General features: G+C 46.6%; 21 protein-coding genes, 2 rRNA genes and 1 pseudogene. 18 read left to right on the forward strand and 6 right to left on the reverse strand.

Annotated features, from left to right (window positions below):
* Positions 1 to 10: 10 nt before the first annotated feature.
* Positions 11 to 4,256, forward strand: a 23S ribosomal RNA gene (locus tag HYW15_01960).
* A gap of 60 nt (positions 4,257 to 4,316) precedes the next feature.
* Positions 4,317 to 4,423, forward strand: a 5S ribosomal RNA gene (gene rrf / locus HYW15_01965).
* An 8-nt stretch (positions 4,424 to 4,431) separates the two neighbouring features.
* Here rrf and HYW15_01970 read toward each other — a convergent pair.
* Positions 4,432 to 5,346: an N-acetylmuramoyl-L-alanine amidase gene (locus HYW15_01970; protein ID QQG42954.1), complete on the reverse strand. Its 915-nt coding sequence runs from the start codon at positions 5,344 to 5,346 to the stop codon at positions 4,432 to 4,434.
* Positions 5,347 to 5,766: 420 nt separating this feature from the next.
* Positions 5,767 to 5,943 (reverse strand): hypothetical protein, encoded by a 177-nt coding sequence (locus tag HYW15_01975; GenBank protein QQG42955.1) that lies wholly within the window; start codon positions 5,941 to 5,943, stop codon positions 5,767 to 5,769.
* A 125-nt stretch (positions 5,944 to 6,068) separates the two neighbouring features.
* Here HYW15_01975 and HYW15_01980 point away from each other — a divergent pair, with 125 nt between their 5' ends.
* The 6 genes and pseudogenes from HYW15_01980 to HYW15_02005 all read left to right on the forward strand — a co-directional run bounded on the left by HYW15_01980 (position 6,069) and on the right by HYW15_02005 (position 13,525).
* Complete coding sequence (locus HYW15_01980; GenBank protein QQG42956.1) at positions 6,069 to 6,833, forward strand: hypothetical protein; 765 nt, start codon at positions 6,069 to 6,071, stop codon at positions 6,831 to 6,833.
* On the forward strand, positions 6,830 to 7,984 hold the full coding sequence (gene rodA / locus HYW15_01985) for a rod shape-determining protein RodA (GenBank protein QQG42957.1): 1,155 nt from the start codon (positions 6,830 to 6,832) through the stop codon (positions 7,982 to 7,984). The genes HYW15_01980 and rodA overlap by 4 nt, the downstream gene beginning before the upstream one ends.
* 833 nt (positions 7,985 to 8,817) lie before the next feature.
* Complete coding sequence (locus HYW15_01990; GenBank protein ID QQG42958.1) at positions 8,818 to 9,852, forward strand: hypothetical protein; 1,035 nt, start codon at positions 8,818 to 8,820, stop codon at positions 9,850 to 9,852.
* Positions 9,830 to 11,116, forward strand: a complete 1,287-nt coding sequence (locus tag HYW15_01995) for a hypothetical protein (protein QQG42959.1) — start codon at positions 9,830 to 9,832, stop codon at positions 11,114 to 11,116. The genes HYW15_01990 and HYW15_01995 overlap by 23 nt, the downstream gene beginning before the upstream one ends.
* A 41-nt stretch (positions 11,117 to 11,157) precedes the next feature.
* Positions 11,158 to 12,852: pseudogene (locus HYW15_02000) on the forward strand (type IV secretion system DNA-binding domain-containing protein).
* 163 nt (positions 12,853 to 13,015) lie between these two features.
* Entirely contained in the window at positions 13,016 to 13,525 is a 510-nt protein-coding gene (locus tag HYW15_02005; protein QQG42960.1) for a hypothetical protein, read from the forward strand.
* Positions 13,526 to 13,631: 106 nt separating this feature from the next.
* Here the strand turns inward: HYW15_02005 and HYW15_02010 are convergent, their stop codons facing one another.
* Positions 13,632 to 14,225, reverse strand: coding sequence for an elongation factor P (locus tag HYW15_02010; GenBank protein QQG42961.1), 594 nt, complete (start codon positions 14,223 to 14,225; stop codon positions 13,632 to 13,634).
* A 25-nt stretch (positions 14,226 to 14,250) separates the two neighbouring features.
* Between HYW15_02010 and gatB the strand changes: the two genes are divergently transcribed.
* Positions 14,251 to 15,723 carry an Asp-tRNA(Asn)/Glu-tRNA(Gln) amidotransferase subunit GatB gene (gatB, locus tag HYW15_02015; protein QQG42962.1) on the forward strand — a complete coding sequence of 491 codons (1,473 nt, stop codon included), beginning with the start codon at positions 14,251 to 14,253 and terminating at the stop codon, positions 15,721 to 15,723.
* 235 nt (positions 15,724 to 15,958) lie between these two features.
* Here the strand turns inward: gatB and miaA are convergent, their stop codons facing one another.
* Complete coding sequence (gene miaA, locus HYW15_02020; GenBank protein QQG42963.1) at positions 15,959 to 16,891, reverse strand: tRNA (adenosine(37)-N6)-dimethylallyltransferase MiaA; 933 nt, start codon at positions 16,889 to 16,891, stop codon at positions 15,959 to 15,961.
* A gap of 35 nt (positions 16,892 to 16,926) precedes the next feature.
* Between miaA and HYW15_02025 the strand changes: the two genes are divergently transcribed.
* Complete coding sequence (locus tag HYW15_02025) at positions 16,927 to 17,295, forward strand: hypothetical protein (protein QQG42274.1); 369 nt, start codon at positions 16,927 to 16,929, stop codon at positions 17,293 to 17,295.
* 53 nt (positions 17,296 to 17,348) lie between these two features.
* Here the strand turns inward: HYW15_02025 and thrS are convergent, their stop codons facing one another.
* On the reverse strand, positions 17,349 to 18,533 hold the full coding sequence (gene thrS, locus HYW15_02030) for a threonine--tRNA ligase (protein QQG42275.1): 1,185 nt from the start codon (positions 18,531 to 18,533) through the stop codon (positions 17,349 to 17,351).
* A gap of 45 nt (positions 18,534 to 18,578) precedes the next feature.
* Here thrS and HYW15_02035 point away from each other — a divergent pair, with 45 nt between their 5' ends.
* Complete coding sequence (locus HYW15_02035; protein ID QQG42276.1) at positions 18,579 to 18,872, forward strand: hypothetical protein; 294 nt, start codon at positions 18,579 to 18,581, stop codon at positions 18,870 to 18,872.
* A 16-nt stretch (positions 18,873 to 18,888) separates the two neighbouring features.
* On the opposite strand, the gene dnaE is transcribed toward HYW15_02035, so the two are convergent.
* Entirely contained in the window at positions 18,889 to 22,098 is a 3,210-nt protein-coding gene (gene dnaE, locus HYW15_02040) for a DNA polymerase III subunit alpha (GenBank protein QQG42277.1), read from the reverse strand.
* 75 nt (positions 22,099 to 22,173) lie between these two features.
* Between dnaE and HYW15_02045 the strand changes: the two genes are divergently transcribed.
* The 7 genes from HYW15_02045 (at position 22,174) to nusB (ending at position 26,136) form a co-directional block, all read left to right on the forward strand.
* Positions 22,174 to 22,614 carry a hypothetical protein gene (locus HYW15_02045; protein QQG42278.1) on the forward strand — a complete coding sequence of 147 codons (441 nt, stop codon included), beginning with the start codon at positions 22,174 to 22,176 and terminating at the stop codon, positions 22,612 to 22,614.
* A 33-nt stretch (positions 22,615 to 22,647) separates the two neighbouring features.
* Entirely contained in the window at positions 22,648 to 22,977 is a 330-nt protein-coding gene (locus HYW15_02050; protein ID QQG42279.1) for a hypothetical protein, read from the forward strand.
* Between the two features lie 107 nt (positions 22,978 to 23,084).
* A complete protein-coding gene (locus tag HYW15_02055) occupies positions 23,085 to 23,669 on the forward strand; it encodes a ribonuclease HII (protein QQG42280.1) in 585 nt (194 codons plus the stop codon).
* 60 nt (positions 23,670 to 23,729) lie between these two features.
* Complete coding sequence (locus HYW15_02060; GenBank protein QQG42281.1) at positions 23,730 to 24,272, forward strand: hypothetical protein; 543 nt, start codon at positions 23,730 to 23,732, stop codon at positions 24,270 to 24,272.
* A gap of 113 nt (positions 24,273 to 24,385) precedes the next feature.
* The gene (locus HYW15_02065) at positions 24,386 to 24,799 is read left to right on the forward strand and encodes a hypothetical protein (protein QQG42282.1); all 414 of its coding nucleotides are present in this window, start codon (positions 24,386 to 24,388) and stop codon (positions 24,797 to 24,799) included.
* Between the two features lie 69 nt (positions 24,800 to 24,868).
* Positions 24,869 to 25,108, forward strand: coding sequence for a 50S ribosomal protein L32 (gene rpmF / locus HYW15_02070; GenBank protein QQG42283.1), 240 nt, complete (start codon positions 24,869 to 24,871; stop codon positions 25,106 to 25,108).
* 131 nt (positions 25,109 to 25,239) lie between these two features.
* The gene (nusB, locus tag HYW15_02075) at positions 25,240 to 26,136 is read left to right on the forward strand and encodes a transcription antitermination factor NusB (protein QQG42284.1); all 897 of its coding nucleotides are present in this window, start codon (positions 25,240 to 25,242) and stop codon (positions 26,134 to 26,136) included.

The raw sequence follows: 26,136 nt of genomic DNA on the forward strand, positions 1-26,136 counted from the left end.
CACCCCCGCTTAGCGGGGGTAAAAGGGCGTATGGCGGATGGCTCGAGATAAAATGGGCGACGAAGGGCGTGGCGTGACTGCGTTAAGCTTGGGGGAGGTGTCTAGCAACCTTTGATCCCAAGATTTCCGAATGGGGAAACCCGTTCCGACGATAAGTCGGAACGCCCCGACTGAAACGTCGGGGCGCGAACCCGCTGAAGTAAAACATTTCAGTAAGCGGAGGAAAAGAGAATAATAATTTATTCCCCCAGTAGCGGCGAGCGAAAAGGGAAGAGCCCAGATCTTTTCTAGTTTTCTAGTTTACTAGTTGGCTAGTTAAGAAGTAGTAAGTTTAGTCCGTCCCGAGAGGGGGAGAGTTCAAGTATTAAGGTTTGTCTAGCAGAACGGCCCTGGAAAGGCCGGCCAAAGAGGGTAATAGCCCCGTAAGCGAAAGTCACCTTTGACTCTCTGGACTAAACCCCCACACCAAAATTTTTTGGTGTGGGGGTGAACTTGAGTACCTCGAAAAATGTGTAGTTCGGGGGAATCTGCCGGCACGAGCCGGTAAGGCTAAATACCATTTATCATCGATAGTGAACCAGTACCGTGAGGGAAAGTTGAAAAGCAGCCCGGTGAGGGCGGTGAAATAGTACCTGAAACCATATGCTTACAAGGAGTCGGAGCCCCGATGCGCAAGCATCGAGGGTAACGGCGTGCCTATTGAAGAATGAGCCAACGACTTATTCAGCATCTTTTGTCTAAGGGCGCAGAGCCCGGAGGCGAAGGGAAACCGAGTCTTAAAAGGGCGATTTTGGTATTTATTTATCAAAAAAGGTGCTGGATAGACCCGAAGCCGGATGAGCTTGCCATGGCCAGGGTGAACCCCGCCGAAAGGCGGGGGGAGGCCCGAACCGTTTAGCCGTTCAATACTATCGGATGAGCTGTGGCAAGGAGTGAAAAGCTAATCGAATTCGGTAATAGCTGGTTCTCTCCGAAATAGCTTTAGGGCTAGCGTCCGCCAAAAATTAGCAGGTAGAGCTACTAGAAGGTTCGTATAGGGCGAAAGCTCGACGATCCTACTAAACTCCGAATGGCTAATCTATTTAGGCGGATAGTCAGACTATGGGGGCTAAGCTCCATTGGTCAAAAGGGAAACAGCCCAGATCTCAATCTAAGGTCCCTAAATTTCTGCTAAGTGCAAAGAAGGTGGTGGAGTTTCTTAAACAGCGAGGAGGTTGGCTTAGAAGCAGCCATCCTTTAAAGAGTGCGTAACAGCTCACTCGTCAAGAGACTTCGCGCCGAAAATTATCGGGGCTAAGCAGAGTACCGAAGGTGAGAATTTTGTCCTAAACTTAGTTTGGGACAGAGTGGTAGGAGAGCGTTCCAAATGCAGTGAAGCCCACGGCGCGAGCCGGAGTGGAGCGTTTGGAAGCGAGAATGTTGGCACAAGTAACCACAAGTCCGGTGAAAGCCCGGACCACCGAAAACCCAAGGTTTCCTTGGCAATGACAATCAGCCAAGGGTTAGTCGGCCCTAAGCCAATGGCGAAAGCCGGAGGCGATGGACAGCAGGTTAATATTCCTGCACTGCGTATAGTTTTGACGGCAGGACGGAGTCTAGTATGCAAAGCGCATTATTGGATTTGCGTTCGGGCTTTGAGGATAGAGCGCAGGCAAATCCGCGCTCAAGCGCTTTAATGCGCGTTATCCAAGAAGAGCGAAAATTTTTTCCGCAAGGTTAAGAAATTTTGCAAAGCAGGCTTCCCAGAAAAATGTCTAAAATTATCTATACGCAACCGTACCGAAATCCGACACAGGTGGGTAGGTCGAGTAGACCAAGGTGAACGAGTGAAAGATCCCCAAGGAACTCGGCAAAAAAGCATCCGTAAGTTCGCAATATGGATTTCCCGACCTCGCAAGAGTGTCGGGACGCAGCGAAAGTACCCCTGGCGACTGTTTAACAAAAACACAGCTCCCTGCAAACTCGTAAGAGGAAGTATAGGGGGTGACGCCTGACCAATGCGAGAAGGTTAACGCTGGCGTTCCTCCGACGTTACGTCGGAGGGGTGACCGGCCGAAGCCCTCGTCAATGTCGGCCGTAACTATAGAAATTTGTCCGTTGTAGTTACGTTAAAAAATCTCGCTATATGCGGGAAACTCTGGCAGGATTCACAGCTACTCATCGCAGTCGAGCGAAAGTAACAATGCTGTGATGCAGACAATCCGCAGGAAACTTCTTTGATTAAAAAATCAAATGACTGAATGGATAAAAACCATTGATCCAAAAATCGGTTATTACATAGCCGGATTTACAGACGGAGAAGGAAGCTTCAATGTTTCTGTAAAAAAAGAAATGATTATAAGGATCAATGGAAACTTACAGCTTCGTTTAACATCTCTCAAAAAGATCGCGTAATCTTAGCGCAAATCAAAAACGTGCTTGGATGCGGGACTTTAAGAGAAAGACCGGATGGAGTTGTGTACTACGAAGTGACCAATGTTCGGTCGCTTCAAGAAAAAATTATTCCTTTCTTTGAGCGGTTTGGGTTTCTATCCGCAAATAAAAAAAGAAACTTCTCGATTTTCAGAAAAATTGTTGAGGCAATGGCAAAAAACGAACATCTTACAAGAGATGGCTTCAGAAGAATTTTGCAATTGCGCGAAACATTAAATGAAGGTCGGGGCAGAAAGCGTAAATATCAATTATCAGATGTTTACAAAGAAGGCTCCTCAGAGACTATACGCGAGACCCCGCCATCGGCGGGGAAGATATAGTCCGATCTCATGGGCGACTATGAGCTAACACAAATAAACGGTCCTAAGGTGGAATGCCTGCCTTAGTAAAATTCTGCTGTATCGGTGAACACCCGCCAACATCTGCGAAGTTGTGGCGGGCAATACCGAGGGAAGTGCGAATACTGATTTTTGGAAAAAATAAAAAAAGGAAAAAGGGTCAACTTTTTGACCCCTTAAAAACCCTGCGAAAATCTTCGATAAACTTTATTACGGCGTAAATCAGAACTGCTGCCACTCCTACAGACAATAAGCTAGCCACGATATATAGCGAAGTTTGCATGGCTTGTCCCTCCTCTGTCTTAAAGTTATCATATATTGTTTATTATGTCAAGTACCCAAATTTGACTCCAAAAATCAGTATTCGTACCCCGTAGAGACTATACGCAGAAGTCGCCTCAGGCGACAAGATATAGTCCGACCTCCGTGGCAACACGGAGAGCTAACCAGAAATGAGTTAGCCCGTAATGTTTTGGTCAATTGCCAAATGTTAATTGTCAATTGTCCAATTGTTACGCAGTAACAATTGTGAGCGCAATTCCTTGTCAGGTGAGTTCTGACGCGCACGAAAGGCGTAACGACTGGGGGACTGTCTCGGGGATTTGCTCGGTGAAAATGCGATACCGGTGAAGATGCCGGTTAGGTGTAGTTAGACGAAAAGACCCCGGAAGCTTTACTGCAAGTTGTTATTGGCTTTACGTTTTTACTACGTAGCGTAGTGGGGAGCCGTTGAAATCCCGCTTTTGGGCGGGACGGAGGCGCCAATGAAACACCCATTTTTAAAAATGTAAAATCTAACTCCGACGGCAAAAACGTCGGAGGACAGTAGCTGCTGGGCAGTTTGTGTGGGGCGCAATCCTCCTAAAAAGTAACGGAGGAGTTTATTAAGGTCGGCTTAGCGCGGATGGACATCGCGCCGGACCTGTAAGAGGAAAAGCCGGCTTAACTGCGAGGGGGGCATCCCGAGCAGGTGGGAAACCAGAATCTAGTGAACCGACCGTTGGCACTCGATGCCGCGGAAGATTAACGGATAAAAGCTACTCCGGGGATAACAGGCTAGTTCCGTCCAAGCGTCCATAGCGACGACGGAGTTCGGCACCTCGATGTCGGCTCATCTTATCCTGGGGGTGGAGAAGCTCCCAAGGGTTTGGCTGTTCGCCAATTAAAAAGGTACGTGAGCTGGGTTCAGACCGTCGTGAGACAGGTTGGACTCCTATCTACTACACCCGTTGATTCTTGAGGGGGGTTCTTCCTAGTACGAGAGGACCGGAAGGAGGCGACCTCTGGTTTGCCTGCTCTGCCGCCAGGCGGAACGCAGGGTGGCTAAGTCGCTAAGTGATAAGCGCTGAAAGCATCTAAGCGCGAAGCACGCCCCAAGATTAGGAATTATTGATTCCTCGAAGACTACGAGGTTGATAGGCTCTAGGTGTAAGGACCGCAAGGCCTTAAGCCGAGGAGTACTAATAGATCAAACAACCTGATAAGATTTATCCGTCTTGTTAGGAAACGCGCTTATAAATTACAAAAATAAATTGAATCTTTTCATTCGGCGGCTTGAGGCGGCGGAACTACCTCTTCCCATTCCGAACAGAGAAGTAAAACGCCGTACTGCCGATGATACTCCTTTGGGGGAAAGTAGGCAGCCGCCGGTTGAAAGGGTTTAATTTTGTCTGAAAAAATTCGCAAGGCCCCTGTGGGTCGCCTCGGCCAATTCGCGCAGCACAAAAGGCCTCAATTCCTTGTTTAAAAATTTTGATTCGTAAATATATCCGTATTCTATCAATATTGAAACGCCATCTCTGGAAGCGTTTGAGCCGACGGCGATAAGCTGCTGGTCTTCTATCAGAATCTCTTTTTCTTTCGGGAAATTGCTTCCGTCGGCGATTTTATCAAGTTCCTCTTTTATATATTTGGCCACTTCCATGCTTGCTTTGCCGTTGGGGAACTGGTCGTCCGGCACGTATATCGCGAACCCCGCGTATTTCCCGGGCATATCGTATTTTCTCCCCGGGTAATCGTTAAGATGTATGTGGAGCACGATATCCGCGCCGTTGTCGTTCGCCCATTTGTTTATGCCGTAGAGAATCTGCGAGGTATTGTCCGCGGCAGGGTTATGATATACTTTTGTTTCTTTTTTGACCGCGCCGATTTTAACGGCATTTTTAAAAACGGCTTTTACCTTTTCTTTAAACGCGGCGATAGCCGTGTTTTGGGTTTTTATGTAATCCAAAATCCAGTCGTTGTGCTCGCCCGTGATTTTATTTGTGATAAAAACGGAAAACTTTCCGTCTCTTCGCAAAGAATCAAACAGATAATTTCCCAGCTCGGCGTTGATGCTTGCTTCCGTAGTCCCGCGGTATTGCGTTCCGTAATTTTCTTTGTCATGCCCGGGGACTATTAAAATTTTTATGTCGCCGCTTTTATATTTTTCCAGGAGCTCTTCGGCGCGCACTTCTTTTCCGAAAAATATTCCCGCGAGATAATAAGCCGCCGTGCCCACGTAGGCGATGTTTAGATAATAAGAAACCATAAGCATCAAAATGGCCGCGATCGTCAGTTTTATGCGCCTTGGCATTGTTTAATTATAGCAGGTTCTGTATGTTGACGCGGCTGGCCTGTTTGCTATAATGGTTACGCAGACGCTAAAACCCCCTAAGCGCTGCCGGCTGTGGTGCCGTTGTTCGGAAATGGGGGAGGCGTGAACAGGCGAAGGGGGCGCTTTTTCTCCGAAGCGAGGTGCGGTCCAGGCTATAACGGCCGCTACGCGCCCCTTCGCCACCCATATTTGTTCTTTCTGAATTTTTAAATAAATATGCTATAATGCAGTTCTTAAGCCCTTGTCAACTGGCAAGGGTGTTTTTTATTTTTTGCCGATTTTTACCGGTACTATACACTCTTGACCGACCGGCCTTGAGTGTTTAGTTATGATTATAAATAAAAAAGACCCCCCGGGATTGCCCAGAGGGTCTTGGGGGTCGGAGCTGGCACGCGGCTTTTACCAAGAAGGCAGGAATGAGAGGACGCTCTTGGCGAGGCCGGAGAGGCGCTGGCCGAACCTCATGCTCGGGCTGCGCTTCCGTTTGGTCTCTTGCCTATGTTTTTCCTCTCGCCTTTCCCTTTTCACTTTTCTTTTTTCGCGCCTCATCCGGCGCGCTTCTGCGATGTTCTTCATATTTTTCCGCTCCTTTCGTGGTATTTTTATTTTGTGTCTATTTCTTATTATACTCTTTATAATTATCTTGTCAAGTAATAAGTAGGGCAATTTTTTATTTTCAAAAATTATAATATACTTAACCTATGCCTATTTTTTCGTGGGGAGTGAGAAGGCAACTAGGGGTTTTCGCGGTTTTTGCGGCCGTGGTTGTTTTAATCGTTGGTGGGCTGATTTATTTTTTCCGGCCGGAGCCGACCTGTTTTGACAATAAGCAGAATCAGGACGAAGAAGGGGTTGATTGCGGAGGGGCCGAGGCGCGCTGCGCGCCGTGCTCGGAGAAAATACATGACATCGCCATTTTATGGACTAGATTTTTTCCCATCCGCGAGGGGGTTTACGACGCAGCAGCTTTGCTGGAAAACGGCAACCAATTTTTAAAGACGAAAAAATTCGTCTATGCGATAAAGCTTTACGACGCCAACAATGTTCTTGTCTCAATCCGCGAGGGGGCGACATTCATACAGCCAGGAGAAAAATTTTTGGTTTTTGAGCCGAACATCGTCGCCCAAAACCGCTTTCCCAAGACCGCCGTACTTGAGATGAGAAGCGTGTCTTGGGAAGCCGGAGAGCCGGAGCCCTTAAAAATAGACGTTTTACGGAGAGACATTTTTCTTGCCGACGTGTCTTCGCCGCGGCTTGAAGTAAAGGTTAAAAACCAATCAACGAGCGTTTACCGCAATATAGAAGCGGCCGCCCTGCTTTTGGGGAGCGGAGACGTTGTTTTGGGTGTTTCCAAAACCAAAATAGACCGCTTGGATATCGGCGAGGAACGCGCGGCGGTATTTACCTGGCCGATGGCGATAAGCGGAGTGGAGAGAGCCGATGTTTTTTTGAGGCAAATCCCATGATGCGGGCGCTTCGGATGCTTGGCGGCGTTGACTGGGTTTTAATTTTAAGCGTGTTCGCGCTTGTTGTTTTGGGGCTTGCTACAATGAAATTTTTCGGCCCCCCCGCCGGCGCCGCGGAAGATTATTTTTTCAGCCGGCAACTGGTCTGGGTTTTGGCCGGGGTTACCGTGTTTTTGATTTCTGTCCTTGCCGATTGGAGTTTTCTTAAAACTAACAGCATTTTTTTGCTTATTTTATATTTTATTTTGGTTGCCGCGCTTTTATTTTTAATTTTTTACGGCAAATCTGTGCGCGGCGCTTCCAGCTGGTTTCAAATAAAAGGATTAAGTATTGAGCCGGTTGAGCTTATAAAGCCGGCGCTGGTTTTGGTGTTGGCGAAATATTTCTCCAAGCGCCATATTGAGATAGCGCGCTTCGCGCGCCTGGCCGTGTCTTTTATTTACGTCGCAATTCCTGCGGTTTTGGTTGCCACACAGCCGGATATGGGCTCGGCAATCGTTCTTGTGGCGATCTGGCTTGGCATGGCTTTGGCCGGAGGAATAAAAATGCGGCAGCTTTTTTTTCTTTTGCTCTCCGGCGCGGTTTTGGGCTTGATTCTTTGGAGCTTCGTTTTGCTCCCGTACCAAAAAACAAGGATAATTTCATTTTTTGACCCCGCGCGCGACGCGCGGGGAGCCGGATACCACGCGCTTCAATCGGTCATCGCCATAGGGTCGGGCGGGCTCTTTGGCAAAGGCGTTGGATACGGCACGCAGTCCAGATTGGAATTTTTGCCGGAGCATGAGACGGATTTTATTTTCGCGGCTTTCGCGGAGGAATGGGGTTTTGTAGGCGTTTTATTTTTGCTCTTTTTTTTGGGCGTGGCGCTTTGGCGGATACTGCTCCGGGGCATTTACGGAGAATCAAATTTTGAAAAGCTCTACGCGGCGGGGCTCGCTATTTTTATATTTTTCCAGTCGGCAATACATATCGGCATGAATTCCGGACTTTTGCCGATAACCGGCTTGGGAATGCCGTTTCTTTCTTACGGCGGGTCAAGCTTAGTGAGCTTGTTTTGGGCATTGGGGATTTTGGAAAGCTTTTCCATCCGCAAACGCGGCATCTTTTTGGGCTCCGAAGGTCGCTTCAGCGAGGGCATTTTAGGGGCTTGAATTTTTAGTTATTCCCCGTACATCGTTTTCTTCCGATCGTGAGAAAACAGTGTATGGCAAGAAAGGGTTTTGTGGCAGGGGAACCACTATGATATATCATAGTAGTTGTGCGGTGGCTGTGTGATAGTTGCGTGGTGGCTACATATACGACACTTTTGAACGATCGTAAGAAAGTGTCGCCTAACAAATCTGGCAAAAACAGAGCTATTGATTGTTGGGTAGGTTGTATTATTATTTAAAGCATTAGCTTGTAGTACTTAATCCAATTATGGAATCATTTATACTTTTATCAGTTGTTGCTGGAATTGTAATCGTTCCTTTGCTGTTGCTTTATTTTGCTAGTAGGTATGATTGGCGTTTTAGAAAACTTAATAATAAGAACTTGGAGAAACGACGCAGAAAGGATCGGGAAAGTTAGAGATTATTTGGATATATTTTAATACTTTCTGTTTTGGGTATCTCTATCGCTCCCAGTTCATCATTAGCAGATACTCCTCTGTGGGTACGCGGCATTGTTTTCATATTCGGCGTCGCAATAATTTATGTTTCTTATGAAAAATCAAAAAATAACACATAGCTTTATGTTTTATGCCTCAAGCTTTAGTCGCTAAGGGCAAATTGGAAAGTTTGGGTTCAATTATCAATTATTTGCTCATATTTGCAATTTGCTTGCTATAGCGTGAAGATTGCAAATTCAAAAATGGTTTATACTTCAGCGATCGCAAAAGAATGAACCTAAGCAAAAAAGATATACTGGCGCGCGGCTAAAGAGAATTTTATAGAAGCTCTTGACACGATTTGGGGCTATTTGCTAGTATATTTTTATACCACTTATGAAATATCAGCTGCCAGTTCATCCGGAGGAAGCCACTAAAAAGCTTTTCGGCGTGTTGCCCAAAAGGACAAAGGACGTTTTGGAGCGGCGTTTTGGTTTGGGCAAAAATCCGGAACGGCTGACGCTTGAAGCCATAGGCCAAAAATACGGCATTACGCGCGAGCGGGTGCGCCAGATTGAGGCCGATGGGCTTGGCAGGATAAGGAAATCTCCCACTATGGCGGAGCTTAAGGGCGTTTTTGAGGGGCTGGAGGCGTATTTTAGCCAAGAGGGGCGGGTGCTTAAAGAGGGCGCCGTTTTAGAGGCGTTGGCTCCCCACCCCAGACACGCAAATCATGTTTACTTTCTGCTTTCTTTGCATAACCCGATGGTGCGGCTCCACGAATCCGACGAGCTCCACGACCGCTGGGCTTTGGGGGCGGAGGCGGACGCGGACGCGCGCAAATCTTTAGACGGCGCAATTGACGCGTTGAGAAAATCGGGCAAGCCGGTTCAGGAAAACGAACTTTTTGAGATTTTGTCGGCTTCAGCGAAAAACGTTTTGGGCGACGCGCCTCCCGGCGCGGTTTTGGGCAATTGGCTCGGGCTTTCCAAACTTATTTCTAAAAATTATTTCGGGGAATGGGGGCTTGTTGAATTTCCTGAAATCAAACCGCGCGGAGTCCGGGACCTTTCCCATATGGTGCTTTCCAGGCTCCAGAAGCCCCTTCATTTTTCCGCGGTGGCGGACGAAATAGGGAAGCTGGTTGGCAAAAAAGCGCACACGCAGACCGTCCACAATGAGCTTATAAAAGACGAAAGGTTCGTCTTGGTAGGGCGCGGACTTTACGCTTTAAAAACGTGGGGATACTCCCCCGGCGTTGTCAGGGATGTGATTTGCGATTTGCTTAAGAAAAACGGGCCTATGGCCAAAGAAAAAATAATTCCGGCCGTTTTGAAGCAGCGCTTCGTAAAACCAAACACGGTTTTCATCAATCTGGAGAACCGAAAATATTTCAAAAAATCTCCCGATGGTAAATATTCTCTTAAATGACCCTATCGTAAGGGAGGCCGTCTATTGGCTCGGCGCAAGCTGGTTTTTCTGGGTACCCGCGGTGCTCATTTTTATTTTTTGGGAATCCTGGGTGAGATATGTGCGGGCTTACGCCATCGCAAGGAGAAAATTCATCGTGCTGGAAATTAAAATCCCCAGAGAAGTCGCCAAAAGCCCTCAAGCGATGGAAAGCATTTTCGCCGGCATTCACGGCACGGCGCGAAGAGGCAATTTAATTGAACGTTACTGGAACGGCTGGATAACCGCATGGTTTTCTCTGGAAATCGTGGGAGACGGCGGCGAAATTCATTTTTACATCTGGACTCACGATTTTTTTAAGAGGATGATAGAGGCGCAAATTTTTGCCCAATATCCTTCCTGCGAAATCAAGGTGGTTGATGATTACGTCAAAGACATGCCCGCCGCCCTGCCGAATCGGGACTGGAGCATTTGGGGCAGCGAATATGTCCACACCAAGCCGGACGCGTATCCTATTCGCACTTACGAGGATTTTGCCCTGGAAGACATCAGCGCCAAAGAAGAAGAGAGGAAAATTGACCCGCTTTCATCTTTGTTTGAGTTTCTGGGAAATTTGCGCCCGGGCGAAAAAATTTGGATTCAAATGTTGGTCCGCCCCGCCATGAGCGACCGCTGGAAAAGAGAAGGCGAGGCACTGGTGGCGAAGATGGCGGGCAAAGCCGCGCCTCCGAAGGTTGGTTTTCTGACTTGGATTGTGGATATTGTCCACGGCGCGTTGATGGCGGCTGTGGCGCCGCCGGCGAAAAAGCCAATGAAGAAAGAAGCAGACCAGTTCAGGATTTTAAATCTTTCTCCCGGCGAGCGCGCGACCATGGAAGCAATAGAGCGGAATATTTCCAAAATCGGGTTTGAAACCGTGGTCCGTTGGATTTATCTGGCTCGTCCGGACGTTTATAATTTTTTGGCCGTTCCGGCAATTAACGGCATCTTTAGGCAGTTTAATTCTCAGTCATTAAACGGTTTTGCCGGAAATGGAAAAGTTGTCACCAGCGTTGATTATTGGTTTGTGGAAACGCGCAACATGCTTAGAAAAATCAGGTTGTATAAATCTTACCGTTTTCGCTCGGCGTTTCACCCGCCGTACAACGGCAGAAGCAGGCCGATTGTTTTATCAAGCTCGGAGCTTGCGACAATTTATCATTTCCCGGGAATGGTGGTAAGCACTGCGGCGGTTCCCCGCACTGAAGCCAAAAAAGGAGCCCCGCCTCCCAATTTGCCGATTTAGGATATAATTAATAAATAGTGAACGACGAGCAGAAAGCCACGTATTTTGGGGAAACGAACTTCAGGAATCAGCTGAAGCGCTTTGGCATTAAAAAAACCGACCGCCGGAAGCATATGTACATCATCGGCAAAACCGGCATGGGCAAAACCACGCTTCTGGAAAATATGGCCGTGCAGGACATTCAAAACGGCGAGGGGATGGCTTTTATAGACCCGCACGGAGATACCGCCGAACGGCTTTTGGATTTTGTGCCCAAAGAAAGAATTAACGATGTGATTTATTTTAATCCCTACGATACTGCTTATCCAATCGGTTTCAACGTAATGGAAAACGTGGACCCGGAGCGAAGGCACTTGGTGTCCGACGGGCTTATGGGGGTTTTTAAAAAAATCTGGTCTGATGTCTGGTCTTCGCGCATGGAATATATTTTGGCAAACGCGATTTTGGCGCTTTTGGAATATCCCGAAGCCACGATTTTGGGGATAAACCAGATACTGATAAACAAGGATTTTAGAAAAAAGGCGGTTGAGCACATAACCGACCCAGTAGTGAAGTCATTTTGGACGCAGGAATTTGCCAAATACACCGACCGTTACGCCGCCGAAGCCACCCCGGCTATTCAGAACAAAGTCGGGCAGTTTGTTTCCAACCCTTTAATCAGAAACATCATCGGCCAGCCCAAATCCGCTTTTGACATAAGGCGCGCGATGGACGAAAAGAAAATTATTATCATCAACCTCTCCAAGGGAAAGGTGGGCGAGGATAATTCGCGGCTCATTGGCGCGATGCTGGTGACAAAGCTTTACCTCGCCGCGATGAGCCGGGTGGATACCCCGGAGCCGGAACGCGCAGACTTCTTTTTATACGTAGATGAATTTCAAAATTTCGCTTCCGAGTCCTTCGCCAATATTTTGTCCGAGGCGCGAAAATACCGCCTGTCTTTGATTTTGACGCATCAATATGTCGCGCAGATGGATGAAAAAGTCAGGGACGCCGTTTTCGGGAACGTCGGAACAATAGCGACTTTCCGCGTTGGGGCGGAAGACGCCGAGATGCTGGAAAAAGAATTTTCACCTGAATTTTCCGCGCAGGACATTGTAAATCTTGGATTCGCCCATATTTATTTGAAGCTTATGATAGACGGCGTCGCCTCGCGTCCGTTTTCGGCAATGACCCTCCCGCCGATACAAAAACAAGCCGAGTCCTTTAAGGAGCAGATTATAGAAGCGTCCAGAAAAAGTTACGGCGGCGTGAGAGAAGCGGTGGAGGAAAAAGTTAACAAGTGGATGGAGGAAATCGGCGCGATGGAAACGGGCGCGGCCTCGGCCAGGGGGCGGCTGGCGAGAGAGCCGGTTGCTCCTCTGAAGCAGCCCACATCGCCGCTTTACGACGCAATCTGCGCCGTTTGCGGAAAAAGGACGCAAGTTCCTTTTCCGCCAGACCCCACGCGCCCGGTATTTTGCAAAGAGCATATCGGGATGGCCGGAAGATTTAAAGAGTTGATGCGGCCGCGCCAGGCGCCTCCCAGACCAGCGAGAGGAGAATTTGTGGCAAAACAGCCATCTTTGCGCCCGCACACGGAACAGCCATTTAGAAAGCCGGAGAATCTCCAGGCCTTGCGCGAGGCGCTGAAAAAATCGTTAGACGCGCAAAAAAATAAGCCGGAACCGGAACCGGCGCCCAAAAATGAATCCGGCTCCGGAACTTTAAAGCCCGGAGAGAGGATTGAGTTATAGTTTGACTTAACAAAATAAACCGATCGGACAAGTTTGTTAAATTACCAATTAATCCGCTATAGCGGATTAATTGGTAATTTGCTAAGAATTCTGATTTGAAAATTGGGCTCTGGACAAAAATACTATAGTATGCTAGGGTGTAGCTAGAAAAGGAGGGCGAGCAATGATTGATATTGATAGAGAGCTTGTTGCATTCGTCGTTGAGGCGAAAAAGTATACCTATGCTGCAGCCGAAAGCAAGGAAGAGGTATTGCCAGATGGCGGCAGGAAGCTGGTTTTTGAAGCGGACGGGTACATTTATGAAGACATTTACTGCGGCCTTTGCGAATTTTATGGAAGGGAGGTTGCTTATAAAAAAGACATCGTCAACCCTCGCAAATGGGTTATGCAGTACTCCGGACTCATCCCGGCTGATCTTAAGCAGCTTGCAGATCCTAGAGAAATCTATGCGGATCTAAAAGCGGCTTTACGAGAAGTATACTTTGGATTGCCATTTAGGGGCCCGCGGCTTTTTACTGGAAAAAAGTTTGGTTACTTTATGGATGCTCATGGAGATCCAAACTTTTTCTGGGGACATGAATCTTTAAGAGGCCCCGTTTATGACTTTCGTCAGTCTTTTCGGGAAGAGCTAGTGTACTTCGGCGCCTTTCACGGCATGATCCAGCAGGAATAAGAACAGAATAAGGCCCCCGCGGGCCTTATTATTTTTTCTCGGCGCGTTCCACGTATTCGCCGGCTTGCCCCGTTAGAAATTTTATTTCTAACGGGGTGAAAGGTGTTTACATTTTTTCAGCTCTCTCAACATACTCACCAGTCTGTGTATTCACTCTTATCACGTCGCCTTCGTTTATGAACATTGGCACGTTAAGCGTGAGGCCGTTTTCAAGTTTTACGGTTTTGGAGCCGCCGGTGGCGGTGTCGCCCTTGTAAGAAGGCGGAGCTTCCACAACTTTGTAATCCATTTTCACGGGCAATTCAATATTAATTATTTTGTCGCCGAATTTATACGCGAGGACTTCCGTGTTCGGTTTTAAAAATTTGGCTTGGTCGGCGATTGCACCCTCTTTTAATTGAAAGCGGTTTTTTGGATTTCCTTTTTCGCAGAACCAAAATTCCCCGCCTGCCAGTTGGCGGGCAGGCTTGCGACTTGAATAAAGAAATGTTATCGGCTGTTTTTCTATTTCGGCTTCCGAAAAGGAATCGCTTTGCTGGAATGATTTTGATACGATTTTGCCCGTAATCAGGTTTTTTAATTTGGTCTGTACGGTGGGCTTTCTTTGCTGCATGCGCAAAAAATTGTATTCCAAAACAAGGTATGGCTCGCCGTCCATTTCAAAAACAACCCCTTTGGTTAAATCGGTATATGAAAGCATTGAAAAATAGTGTATATTATTTTCTATGGAATGGCAAATTACGGTAGGCATGGAAGTTCACGCCGAGCTTCGGACCAAAGCGAAGATGTTTTGCTCTTCCAAAAACGACCCTGACGAAAAGCATCCGAACATCAACGTTTGCCCGGTTTGCATGGGCCACCCCGGGACCTTACCTGTGATAAACGAGGAAGCGGTGAAATTGGTTCAGCAGGTTGGCTTGGCTTTGAAGGGAGAAGTCCAAAAATTTTCGCACTTTGACCGTAAAAATTATTTTTATCCGGACCTCCCGAAGGGATACCAGATTTCGCAATATAAACATCCGTTGGTTTTGGGCGGCGTTTTGAACGGCGTCAGAATCACACGCGCGCACTTAGAAGAAGACGCTGGCAAATTAATGCACGACCCCAATGGAAAATTCAGCTTAGTGGATTTTAACAGGGCCGGCGTGCCTTTAATGGAATTGGTCACGGAGCCGGATATAAAATCCGCTAAAGAAGCTAAAAAGTTTGCGGAGGAGCTGCAATTAGTCCTGCAATATCTCGGCGCCTCCGAAGCAAATATGGAAAAGGGAGAGATGAGGTGCGAGGCGAATGTTTCTGTTGCAAAGGCAACAAGATTGCTACTTGGCAACCCGGTTGCCAAGTCTGTTTTGGGAACTAAAGTTGAAGTGAAAAATCTCAATTCGTTTCGCGCGGTGGAGCGGGCGATTGAATACGAAGTCCAGCGCCAGATTGGACTTTTGGAGAGCGGTAAAAAAGTGGTGCAGGAGACACGGGGCTGGGATGAAAACAAAGAGGCGACTTTTTCCCAGCGCTCCAAGGAATCGGCGCACGATTACCGCTACTTCCCGGAGCCGGATTTGCCTCCGATGGAATTTTCGGATGAATACATTGAGGCGCTCCGCGCGACGATTCCGGAGTTGCCCGCAGAGAAAAGAAAAAGATTTACGGAGGAATACGGAATAGTAACAAGCTCGGTTGAAACCTTGGTTAATGAGCGAGCTCTTGCGTCTTTTTGGGAGAAAGTTATTTCTGAATTAAAAGAATGGATGAAGGAAAAAGATTCTAAAAAGTTCTTTGAAGCTATGAAAGTGGCGGTTAATTATTTTACCTCTGATTTTCTCGGGCTGATTAAAGAAAAAGAAATTCCGCCGGAAGAACTTTTAATTACTCCGGAAAATTTTGCGGAATTAATCAAAATGATTTATAAAAAAGAAATTACCTCGCGAATAGCCAAAGATGTTTTGCGGGTTATGATTGAGCAAGGAGGCGATCCATCAACCATCATAGAATCCAAGGGGCTCAAGCAAGTAGGGGATGAAAAAGCATTGGAGGAAATTGCCAAAAAAATAATTTCCCAAAATCCGAAAGCAGTTGAAGATTTTAAGAAAGGCAAACAGCAGTCTCTCCAGTTTCTTGTTGGCCAAATAATGAAAGAAACTAAAGGCGCGGCAAATCCAGAACTGATAAAAAGCGTGTTGACAAGGATAATCGGGTAGATATACTAGTAAAAGTGCTAGTGTGGTTCGATGGCCTGCGGTTGGCAAACGCAAAGTCCACGGAGATTCCCAGAGGGTACCGACCCACCCATCCACAGAGGGCCTAGGCTAGATAGGTGGATGCTGAAAGCCGTAAAAAATCCGTGGCACCGTGGGGAGGGATGGGGACCAGCAGATGGAGGGATTAGCCCTTTGAAGTTTGCTGGAGCATCCCCATCCCTCCGTAAATATTTTTTTAAACTCTTTGTGCAATTTGCAAAGCTTCTTTTTCAGAGGGGATCCAGCGGATCTCCTTATTTTTTTTAAACCAAGTCATCTGGCGTTTGGCGTAGTGCCAGGATTCGGTGAGAATGCTTTGCGCCATTTCGTTTTTTGTCAGTTTGCCACGCAGATAAAGCGACACATAACGATATTCCAGACCTAAATCGTGGAGGCGTTTCCAAGAAACTCCGCTTCGGTGGAGTTTTTTTGTTTCGCGGATAATGCCGGGCAGGCGCTTTAGAAGCCGCGAGCTGATTCGTTTTTTTAATTCCTCCGGTGGATGTTTGATACCAAGCCATACTATCGCCATTTTATTAATTTTGCTTTCCTCGCGACCGCCAAGCGGTCCTCGGGGTTGCGTGCTCGCAAAACCCGCAAAATCAACAAAATGTCGCTTTTTACTCCACAAAACAATCTCAATTACCCGAATCAGCCGCCGGGGATTTTTTTGTTCAATTGTTTTTGCGCGTTTCGGGTCAAGTTTTTTGAGCATTTTCAAAAGTTCCAGAGCAGATTTTTTGGAAAGCCGTTTGCGGAGTTTTAAATTTGGCGGCACCCCGCCCAATTTTATTCTGCCTAAAGCCGCGTCAATGTAAAAACCTGTCCCGCCGACTATTATCGGAGTTTTTCCGCGCGATAAAATATCAGCGATTGCGCGCTCCGCGCATTTTTTAAAATCCAGCGCTGTAAATACTTTTTTCGGATTGGCAATGCTCAAACAATAATGCGGCACCCTGCGCATTTCTCTTTTTGTGATTTTTCCGGAGCCGATGTCCAACCCTTTATAAACTTGCCGCGAATCCGCGGAGATAATTTCCCCATTTATTTTTTTGGAGAGCATAACCCCTAACTCCGATTTCCCCGAAGCATTTGGACCAACAATTATGATTAGTTTGCGTTTTTTCATCACTTTTGCTAGTATTGAATCAGGAGGATAGTTATATGTCAATTAAAAAATTTAAGGTTTTGAACATTCGCTATTTGCCGCTCGGCTTAAGCGATGCCGTAGGCCTGTCTGAATTGGTGCTGGATGCGCATACAAAAATTTCAACTAAGCGAAGATTTTTTAGGCAGGAACTCAACCACCCGAGGTACGGCCGCCAGCAGCTTGACTACTACCCAAGAGAACGTACAGTCGTTGTTGAGTGCTTGGATGTGATCAGCTTCGTGGATGTTCTTGAGAAAACCGGCTTGGCAGGAGAGAAAAGGTGTGTTCCTCAAGCGATTTTTGAAGAAGCTCTCCGGCAGGCGGCTGTAGAAGAAGAGATTTGGCGCCAAGAACTTGGCGAATTCTGGAAAGCGCCGTCTTAGGCAGCTGGAGGACGGACAAAGCTTTCGGCGGTCTTTAGAGGAGGCCGCTTTTTTTATTTTACCATTTTCAAAAATTCATCAAGAGTTTTTTCGCCCAAATTTCCTTTGCCGCGCTCGCGCACTGCTACTTTATTTTCTTTCATTTCTTTTTCGCCAATCACCAAAAGATAAGGGATGCGCTGGGTTTCAGCGTCCCTGATTTTTTTTGCGATGGTTTCATTCCGGCTATCCAGTTCAGCGCGAATGTTTTTTTCTTTAAGTTCTCTGTAAAACTTTTCAGCGTAATCTGAAACCTTATCATTTATTGTCAAAACTGCGACTTGAGTTGGGGACAGCCAAAATGGAAGCGCGCCGTCAAAGTGTTCCAGCAAAATTCCGATAAACCTTTCAAACGAGCCGAAAATCGCGCGGTGGATGATAACCGGGCGCTGTGATTTGCCGTTTTCATCTGTATATTCCAGCTCAAATCTTTCCGGAAGCTGAAAATCCAGTTGCGCGGTGGCAATTGTCCAGACTCTTCCTTGGGAGTCTTTTATGTCGAAGTGAATTTTCGGCCCGTAAAACGCTCCTTCGCCTTTTAAAATATTATATTTTAACCCCAGTTCGCTTAAAGCCTCTCTCAATATTTTTTCAGCCTCATTCCATGTTTCTTGGCTGCCCATTGCTTTTTCCGGGCGGGTGGCCAGGCCGTAGTTTACTTTAAGGCCAAGACGTTTATAAAACTCTTCAGTCATTTTAAGCACGCTCACAAGCTCTTCTTTGATTTGGTCAAATCGGCAATAAATATGCGCGTCATCCATTGTCATCTGCCTCACTCTTAAAAGGCCACCTAAAACGCCGGAGAGTTCGTTTCTGTGCAGCCGGCCGATTTCCGCAAGTCTCATGGGAAGATCGCGGTAGCTTCTGATTTTGGTTTGGTAAACCAAAGCGCTTTCCGGGCAGTTCATTGGTTTTAAGGAGTAGGTTTCGTTTTCCACGTCAAAATAAAACATATTTTCCTTAAAAAATTCCCAATGGCCGGACTGCTCAAAAAGTTTTTTCTTGACCATGATCGGCGTTGAAATTTCAGCATAGTTGTGGTCATCCTGGAGCTTGCGGATATATTTCTCAAGTTCTTTTACTATAATCATCCCCTTGGGATGCCAAAAAGGCGCCCCGGGCGCGATTTCATGAAACGAAAATAAATCCATCTCCCGCCCCAAATCCCGGTGGTCTCTGTGCTTCTTGCTTTCCGGCATGCTTTTATGCTAACATTTTTTAAGATTTTGAGGAAGGAGAAAACAATGGCACAAATCGGAAGAGTGATTGGATATTCTGACGAAGTCCCCGAATACGCCAAAGCCATAGTCATTGATGGTTTAGGAAACTTATCGCGATTCCGCCCGGGCGCTTCTATGCGCATCGGGGGGAAAGCCATAGTAGAACTTACCGAAGAATCTGTTCTTAAAAATCTTAAAAAAACCAAAGACGACCTGGTGCTCATTGAAGATTTTTACGACGGCTCTGCGGTGATCGCGTTCGCAAAACTCGGCAAAATTTCAGAGATTAAACTAAATGATGCCATTGAAACCATCTAGCCCCACCCAGGGGCTTTTAAATTTTCTTAATCTCCTCCGCAATAATTGAAGGCGCGCCGTTGCGGAAGGAATATTTGCCGCGGATGGCGACGCAGTTGTTTTCCGCAATGTGTTCGGCGGCGTCGCGGAGCGCCCGCGGGAAAACAACTGCTTCAATCTCGTCTGTCGTATCCTGAAGCTTCAAAAAATACATTGATTCGCCGGTTTTCGTAAAAATCCGGCGCGTTGCCGCGATAAGCACGGCCAGAGTCACCGGGGCAGCCGGTCTTTTGTTTTTAAAAACTTCTATGGTAAGAAGATTTTGATTGGCGAGCTTGGCCCGGGCTTTGTCCAGCGGATGGCCTGAAATGTAGAGCCCCAAAAGCTCTTTTTCCCAATTCAGTTTTTCATCCAGCGTGGCCGGCCTGGTTTTTTCCAAACGGAGCGGCGGGACGGATGTTTTGTCGGACATTACGCTAAAGAGCGAGGATTGGCTGGCGGAGGCGGCCTGATGCGAGGATTTGGCGTATTCCAGAATTCTGTCCATATTCGCCAAAATCTCGTTCCTTTCGCCGAGTTCGTCCAAAGCGCCGGCTTTAGCCAATGATTCAATGGATTTTTTGTTCAGGTCTTTTGATTCAACTCTTTCCAAAAATTCAGCCAAAGATTTATAAGCGCCGTTCCGTTTCCTTTCGGCAATAATGGCCTCTACTATTCCGGCGCCCACATTTTTAATTGATAGAAGTCCGAAGCGAATCTGGTCTTCTCCGCCAGCTGGCGGAGGAGCGCCGCCGCTTTTAATTAAAGTAAAATCTTTATTGGAAACATTAATGCTCGGCGGGAGGACCGGTATTTCCATCCTTTTGCATTCGGTTATTATTTGCCCGATTTTTTCCGTGTCTCCGGCTTCAGCCGTAAGTATGGCGCACATGTATTCTCCGGGATAATTGGCTTTCATATACGCCGTCTGGTAAGCTACCCGGCCGTAGCTTGCCGCATGGGCTTTATTAAATCCGTATCCCTGGAATGGTTCAAATAATTTCCAGATTTTTTCCGCTTCCTCCTTTTTTATGTTGCTATGCTCCTGGCATCCTTTCACGAAAATTTCATGCTGCCTGGCCATTTCGGCCGGTATTTTTTTACCAACGGCCTTGCGGAATTTATCAACTGACCCCCAGTCGTATCCGGCAAGCTCCATGGCCGTAAACAAAAGGTCATCTTGATAAACCAGAATGCCATAGGATTTTTCAAGAAACTTCGCTACTTTGGGGTGAAAATATGTCACTTTCCGCTCGCCGTGCTTGCGCGCGATATATTCGGGGATATTATTCATAGGTCCCGGCCTGTAAAGGGCGATCATGGCGTTAATGTCATGTATGGTCGAGGGTTTGAGATCAGTAAGGTGTTTTGTCATTCCCGCTCCGTTTAACTGGAAAACGCCCTCCGTTTCTCCCCGTGCGAGCATCGCAAAAGTTTTGCCGTCATTGAATGGAATTTTTTCAATGTCAATCGTTATGTCGCGGTACTTCTGCACCATGCGGACCGCGTTTTCCAAAATTGCCAAATTGCGGATGCCTAAAAAATCAAGCTTAGTCAGCCCCACGCCGTCTTCGCCGACGGTGTACATATCGTATTGCGTTATCAGGTTATCGGTTCCCTTCGGGTCGTATTGTATTGGCACGTATTCCACGAGCGGCTTGGGCGCAATTACCACTCCGGCCGCGTGCACGGAAACGTGGCGAACCGTGCCTTCAAGTTTTTTTGCCGTATCAAGTATCTCGCGCGCTTCCTGGTTATTTTCATAAAATTTTTTCAGCTCCGGCTCAAGCTCCATGGCGTGCTCAATTGTCATCGGAAAGCCCTGCGAGCCCATCGGTATCAAGCGGGCAATCCGGTCTCCGGTTTCATACGATTTTCCGGTCGCGCGCGCAACGTCCCGCACGGCGCCTCTTGCCATCATTGTGCCGAACGTGCCGATTTGGGCGACCTTGTCGGCTCCGTATTTATTTTTGGCGTAGTCAATAACTTCCTGCCTGCGGTTGTCGGCAAAGTCCATGTCTATGTCCGGGGCCGAAGGGCGGAAAGGATTTAAAAAACGCTCAAATGGCAGTTGGAATTCCAGCGGGTTTACGTTGGTAATGCCGGAGAGATACGCGACCAGTGAACCCGCGACCGAGCCGCGAACGGTGGTATAAATTTTTGCTTCCCGCGCGAAACGTATGAGGTCGGCCACTACCAGAAAATAAGTTGAGTATCCTTTTCCTTCTATTACGCCAAGCTCGTACCGCAAGCGCTCTGTCGCCTCGCGGTCGCCGCGGAGGCCGTGCTCATCTGTCCCTTTTAATGTCAGCTCTTCCAGCATTTGGTCGGCCGTTTTTTTGGGTTCCGGGGGGAAATTTGGGAAAATGAATTTGCCCAATGTGAGATTCACGTTGCATGCCTCCGCGATCTCTTCCGTGTTTTTGACTGCTTCCGGGATATCTTTGAAATATTCATTGGCTTCCTCGGTAGAAATTAAATGATAGTCGCCTCCTTCGGAGAAGATGGCGGTGTCTTCAAGGTCGGAGTTTGTTGAAATCGCGACTAAGGTTTTATGTGCAAGCTTGTCTTCAGGATGCGGATAATGCGAGTCCTGCGTCGCCGCCAGAGGGACGTTAAGCGCGCGCCCAAGTTTAATAAGAGCGTCTTTCCATTCGCGGTAATGCGGCATTTCCGGATGGTGCATGATTTCCAAGTAGTAATTTTCTTTCCCGAAAATTTCACGGTATTCTTTTATCACGGCATCGGCCTTTTCCATGTCTCCGGATTGTATTGCCCGCCCAAGCTCGCCGGCGGGGCATCCGGAGAGCGCGATGAGTCCCTCCGAATGCTTTCGGAGAAGTTCTTTATCAACTCGCGGCTTGTAATAATATCCTTCCAAGTGCGCGGCCGTCGTGATTCTTATCAAATTTTGGTAGCCGGCGTTGTTTTTCGCCAAAAGAGTAAGATGATAGCGCCTGTTGTCCACGTGCGGTTCTTTTTGAAATCTGGAGCGGTTGGCAATATACGCTTCAACTCCGATAATCGGTTTTACTCCCTGCTTTTGGCATTTTAAATAAAACTCAATTACGCCGTACATCGCGCCGTGGTCGGTAATTGCGATTGCCGGCATTTTATGCTTTTTCGCAAGCCGCACGATATCGTCTATCTTGGAAAGGCCGTCCAGAAGCGAGTAGTGCGAATGGGTGTGGAGATGTACGAAGCTCATGTTGCCATTCTAGACAAAAAAATTGCGATATGCTAGCTTGGGTTTAGGAAAAAAACTAGAGGGAGGGTCTAGATTATGGATACTGCGAGGATAGTGGAAGTGAATACCGCGGCGCGCTCGCCTGAAGAAAGGCGACAGCTTTTTGACAAAATAAGAAATCAGCGTGATCCAGAAGCTTTCTGGGTTCTTTATGAACTCTATTTCGGCGATATGTGGGCGAAAGCGTTCCACTCACAGGAACGGAAAGCGATGCAAGAAGTCGTGCTCAATTTACTTGATTGCGTACTGGATGATTTCAAAAATAAAGATCAGCGCAGGGCCGCAGCATTTTTAGAGGCCACTATGCCGTTTTTACAGAATTCCGATCTTTTTCGGCTGGATTTGGTGGCGGTCAGCAAAATAGCAGACGCGCTGGCTGGCGAGCGCGATGCCAAAATCCATGATTCTCTAAGCAGAGTTCTCGCCGCCATAAAAGAGCGTTATCAGAAAGCGCAAGCAAAGAGCGAACCTGAATAGCTATTGTCAGATTATGGAAGGAGGAGTAATGTTATGGCTCGCATTATTATTTCAGCGACTATCGTTTGGCTGGTTGTCGGCATAGCTAGTCTTTATTTTCTTGACGCCAAAGAAGAATCAGACAAAGAAGACAGAGCGTTCCTTGATTTATGGAGGAAGCGAGGCAAAAACTCTCAGGCCAGCTGGAGCGACAAGGGCATGATTTGGGTTCTCAATCTTTACGAGTTGTTCGGGGTATTAGTTGGCCCGCTGGTTCTTTTGAAGACTTGCCGTTTTATCTTGCGATCATTTGCCGTTAACCTCGTTTCTTCCAGGCCTTTTCGCGCCACGTTTTTGGGTTTAGGGCTACTCCTTTTAGGGTAGCCATTTTTATTTTCCGCCGAATTTATAGTACTATACACTTTTGTACGATCGTGAGATTTTGTATAGTGTGTTTTTAAATAAGAAATGCGGGTGTATGATTTAAGAAAATGGCAAAAAAATATATCATAGGCGTGGACGAAGTTGGCAGGGGGCCTTTGGCGGGGCCCTTAACGGTTGCTGCAATCTTAAAGTGGGGCAGGATTAATTTTCGCGGGATCAAGGACTCCAAAAAATTAAGCGCCAAACAAAGAGAAAAATGGCTTTTCAAAATTAAAAATCAAAAATTAAAAACCGAAAGTTTTGAGATTGCGGTCGCATCCGTCGGCGCGCAGATAATTGACAAAATCGGCATAACCGCCGCGGCGCGCGTGGCTGTCGGGCGATCTTTGCGAAAATTTAAAATTAAAAATTCAAATTTTAAAATCTTATTGGACGGCAGTCTTTACGCGCCGCGGACATATTTAAATCAGGAAACAATTATAAGAGGTGACGAAAAAATACCGCTTATCGCGGCCGCTTCAATTATCGCCAAAACGCACCGCGACAAAAAAATGACAAAGCTCCACGAGCAGTTTCCGCAATACCGTTTTGACCTTCATAAGGGCTACGGCACAAAACTCCACCGCTCGCTTGTAAAAAAACACGGCCTTTCTGATATTCATCGTAGAACCTTTTGTACAAAGTTTATATAAACATCAAGTAACTACTCGCTAGTAAGTATCATACGCCATCGCGTGTTATACTGATTATATATGAGATATGGCAAATTAACCACTAAAATAATTTCTCTTCTTGCCGGAGGCTTGGTATTTAGTTTTGCTAGGGGACGAAGACAGAAAAACGAGATTTTAAAGGAATGCGATAGAATTTGGCTTTCCATTGATAGAAATCAACTTTTTCATGCGTTAAACGTTTTGAAATTCGGCAAATTCTTAGAAATTAAAAACAAGGCCGATGGGACAAAATATGTCAACCTTACTTCCAAAGGAAAAAATAGGGCAGACAAGTTTTCATTGGAGGAACTCACTATTAAAAAACCGAACCGATGGGACAAGAAATGGAGGATTGTTATATTTGATGTTCCGGAAGATAGGAAAAGTTTGCGAGATGCATTGCGGAGGCGCCTAAAAATTTTAGGTTTTGCGGAATTTCAAAAAAGTGTATTTGCCTTTCCTTATCATTGCGAAGATGAAATAAATATTTTGATAAATTTTTTTGGTCTTCACGATCACGTCCGCTACCTAGAATCAACTTTGTCTTACGATTCAGATCTGCGCAAGCTTTTTGGTGTATAGTCATCAATTAGTATACTACGCTATCGCGTATGATATTGAATGGTTAAAGTGAGTTAAACAGCTTGCCCTATTTTTTAGGGTTTGTTAGTATATCATTAGACAAGGAGGCATTTATGGCAAAGCCAAAGAAAGAGAAGGTTTGGTTATTTAAAAAGCCGGTCGGAGATTCGGAAGTTATACAAAGGGGTAATTTGATGCGGAGGACGACCAGCGCCTTTACTTGCGGATTTTGCGGAACGCATCACAAAGAATTGAGCGAGACCGATGATGGACGCACCATTTTCCGGCTCCTAGGGCGCGATGGAGTTATGGAGTGTTGCGGCAAGCTTGTGGATATTATCTACAGCGAGTGGAAAAACAACTTTGCCGAACATTTCCTTGGGGAGGAATTTTTTGCAAACCTCTTAGATAACAGGTTCTATATTCTCCGAGGCACATTACTTCGAGCCATTGAGAAGTGGAAGCGTGAAGCTGATGAGGCAAGAAATAAAGCGGCCGAAGCGGAGGAGTTGGCAGTTGGTTTATAACCAGATGATAGCAAGGGCGGGAAATCCTGCCCCTTTTCTTTTTATAAATTAGGCGCTAAAATAAGTTTTATGACAGTCCGAATGAGACATACGCCCTCGCATACGAAAAACCGGCGCTCGCACCACGCGCTCGCGCCGGCTTTTTTGGCAAAGTGCCCAAAATGCGGCGCGAAGGCCCTGCCGCATACTGTTTGCGGAAATTGCGGGTTTTACAAAGGCAAAGAGGCGGTGGACGTGCTTAAAAAACTTTCTAAAAAAGAGAGGAAAGAAAAAGAAAAAGAATTAGCTCAAAAGGAACATGCCGGGTAGTGAAAAACTCGATTGTTTTTAATTTTAAAAATACAATTTATAACGATAAATAGTGTTATTTGAAAAAAAGTAGTTATTAAATTAGCAATGTTAAAAACGAATTATTTTTAATCGAGTTTTCTACTACCCGGATGGCCAATAGGCACCTTTCAAGATCCATAGCAATGCAGTCCCTTTTTGAGTGGGATTTCAACGAAGGCCAAAAAGACATTAAGGCCCTTTTGGAGCGCGATTTAAAAGAGTTCGGCCCGGGTTTGGACGACGGCGGATTCGCGAAAAAGCTCGCCGAGGGAGTAGTGAAAAAGCAAAAAGAAATAGACGGCATAATAGAAAAAGCGGCGCCCGATTGGCCGATATCCCAGATTGCTCCAGTGGACAGAAACGTGCTGCGCGTCGGAATTTATGAGCTTCTCTTCGGCAACCACAAAGAGGTTCCGCCGAAGGTGGCCATAAACGAGGCGATTGAGCTTGCTAAAAGCTTCGGAGGCGATTCTTCCGGCAGATTCGTCAACGGCGTTTTGGGTACGATTTACCGCGAGCTTGGCGAGCCCGGCAAAAACGATACGTCGCAAAAACAAAAATACGAGCTGGATTTGGAAAAACTGCCTAAAGAGGACTTGGTCGGAGCGGTAGTGGTGCGGCGCGATAAAAATCAAATTTTTTTTGCTTTAGTTCATGACGTATTCGGCTACTGGACTTTTTCCAAGGGGCATTTAGAAAAAAACGAAGAGCTTGAAAAAGGCGCTATGCGCAAAGTGAAGGAAGAGATGGGTGTTAAAAATTTGGATATAATAAAAAAAATAGGAGAGAATGAATATATCGCTTCTGACCCCGAGACCGGCCCTACGAGGCGCCGAGTCAATTATTTTTTGGCGGAGACGAAAGAAAGAGAGCTTAAATTGGCAAGCTCCGGAGGATTGGACGACGCGCGATGGTTTACTTTGGAAGAAGTCAGGGGACTTAAGATGTATTCGGACATAAAACCGATTTTGGACGCCGCTCTTAAAGAATTAAATCTTAAATTATAA

The sequence above is a fragment of the Candidatus Giovannonibacteria bacterium genome, assembly GCA_016432405.1.
GTDB lineage: Bacteria > Patescibacteriota > Minisyncoccia > UBA11713 > 2-01-FULL-45-33 > MFHE01.

What these genes read in the sequence shown, in the direction of transcription:
- HYW15_02025 (QQG42274.1), top strand. Translation starts at nt 16,927, where the DNA reads ATGTCAATTAAAAAATTTAAGGTTTTGAACATTCGCTATTTGCCGCTC.
- HYW15_01995 (QQG42959.1), top strand. Translation starts at nt 9,830, where the DNA reads ATGGTAAATATTCTCTTAAATGACCCTATCGTAAGGGAGGCCGTCTAT.
- HYW15_01980 (QQG42956.1), top strand. Translation starts at nt 6,069, where the DNA reads ATGCCTATTTTTTCGTGGGGAGTGAGAAGGCAACTAGGGGTTTTCGCG.
- HYW15_01990 (QQG42958.1), top strand. Translation starts at nt 8,818, where the DNA reads ATGAAATATCAGCTGCCAGTTCATCCGGAGGAAGCCACTAAAAAGCTT.
- HYW15_02010 (QQG42961.1), bottom strand. Translation starts at nt 14,225, where the DNA reads ATGCTTTCATATACCGATTTAACCAAAGGGGTTGTTTTTGAAATGGAC.
- rodA (QQG42957.1), top strand. Translation starts at nt 6,830, where the DNA reads ATGATGCGGGCGCTTCGGATGCTTGGCGGCGTTGACTGGGTTTTAATT.
- gatB (QQG42962.1), top strand. Translation starts at nt 14,251, where the DNA reads ATGGAATGGCAAATTACGGTAGGCATGGAAGTTCACGCCGAGCTTCGG.
- HYW15_02045 (QQG42278.1), top strand. Translation starts at nt 22,174, where the DNA reads ATGGATACTGCGAGGATAGTGGAAGTGAATACCGCGGCGCGCTCGCCT.
- HYW15_01970 (QQG42954.1), bottom strand. Translation starts at nt 5,346, where the DNA reads ATGCCAAGGCGCATAAAACTGACGATCGCGGCCATTTTGATGCTTATG.
- HYW15_02035 (QQG42276.1), top strand. Translation starts at nt 18,579, where the DNA reads ATGGCACAAATCGGAAGAGTGATTGGATATTCTGACGAAGTCCCCGAA.
- HYW15_01975 (QQG42955.1), bottom strand. Translation starts at nt 5,943, where the DNA reads ATGAAGAACATCGCAGAAGCGCGCCGGATGAGGCGCGAAAAAAGAAAA.
- HYW15_02050 (QQG42279.1), top strand. Translation starts at nt 22,648, where the DNA reads ATGGCTCGCATTATTATTTCAGCGACTATCGTTTGGCTGGTTGTCGGC.
- nusB (QQG42284.1), top strand. Translation starts at nt 25,240, where the DNA reads ATGGCCAATAGGCACCTTTCAAGATCCATAGCAATGCAGTCCCTTTTT.
- HYW15_02065 (QQG42282.1), top strand. Translation starts at nt 24,386, where the DNA reads ATGGCAAAGCCAAAGAAAGAGAAGGTTTGGTTATTTAAAAAGCCGGTC.
- HYW15_02005 (QQG42960.1), top strand. Translation starts at nt 13,016, where the DNA reads ATGATTGATATTGATAGAGAGCTTGTTGCATTCGTCGTTGAGGCGAAA.
- HYW15_02055 (QQG42280.1), top strand. Translation starts at nt 23,085, where the DNA reads ATGGCAAAAAAATATATCATAGGCGTGGACGAAGTTGGCAGGGGGCCT.
- rpmF (QQG42283.1), top strand. Translation starts at nt 24,869, where the DNA reads ATGACAGTCCGAATGAGACATACGCCCTCGCATACGAAAAACCGGCGC.
- dnaE (QQG42277.1), bottom strand. Translation starts at nt 22,098, where the DNA reads ATGAGCTTCGTACATCTCCACACCCATTCGCACTACTCGCTTCTGGAC.
- miaA (QQG42963.1), bottom strand. Translation starts at nt 16,891, where the DNA reads ATGAAAAAACGCAAACTAATCATAATTGTTGGTCCAAATGCTTCGGGG.
- thrS (QQG42275.1), bottom strand. Translation starts at nt 18,533, where the DNA reads ATGCCGGAAAGCAAGAAGCACAGAGACCACCGGGATTTGGGGCGGGAG.
- HYW15_02060 (QQG42281.1), top strand. Translation starts at nt 23,730, where the DNA reads ATGAGATATGGCAAATTAACCACTAAAATAATTTCTCTTCTTGCCGGA.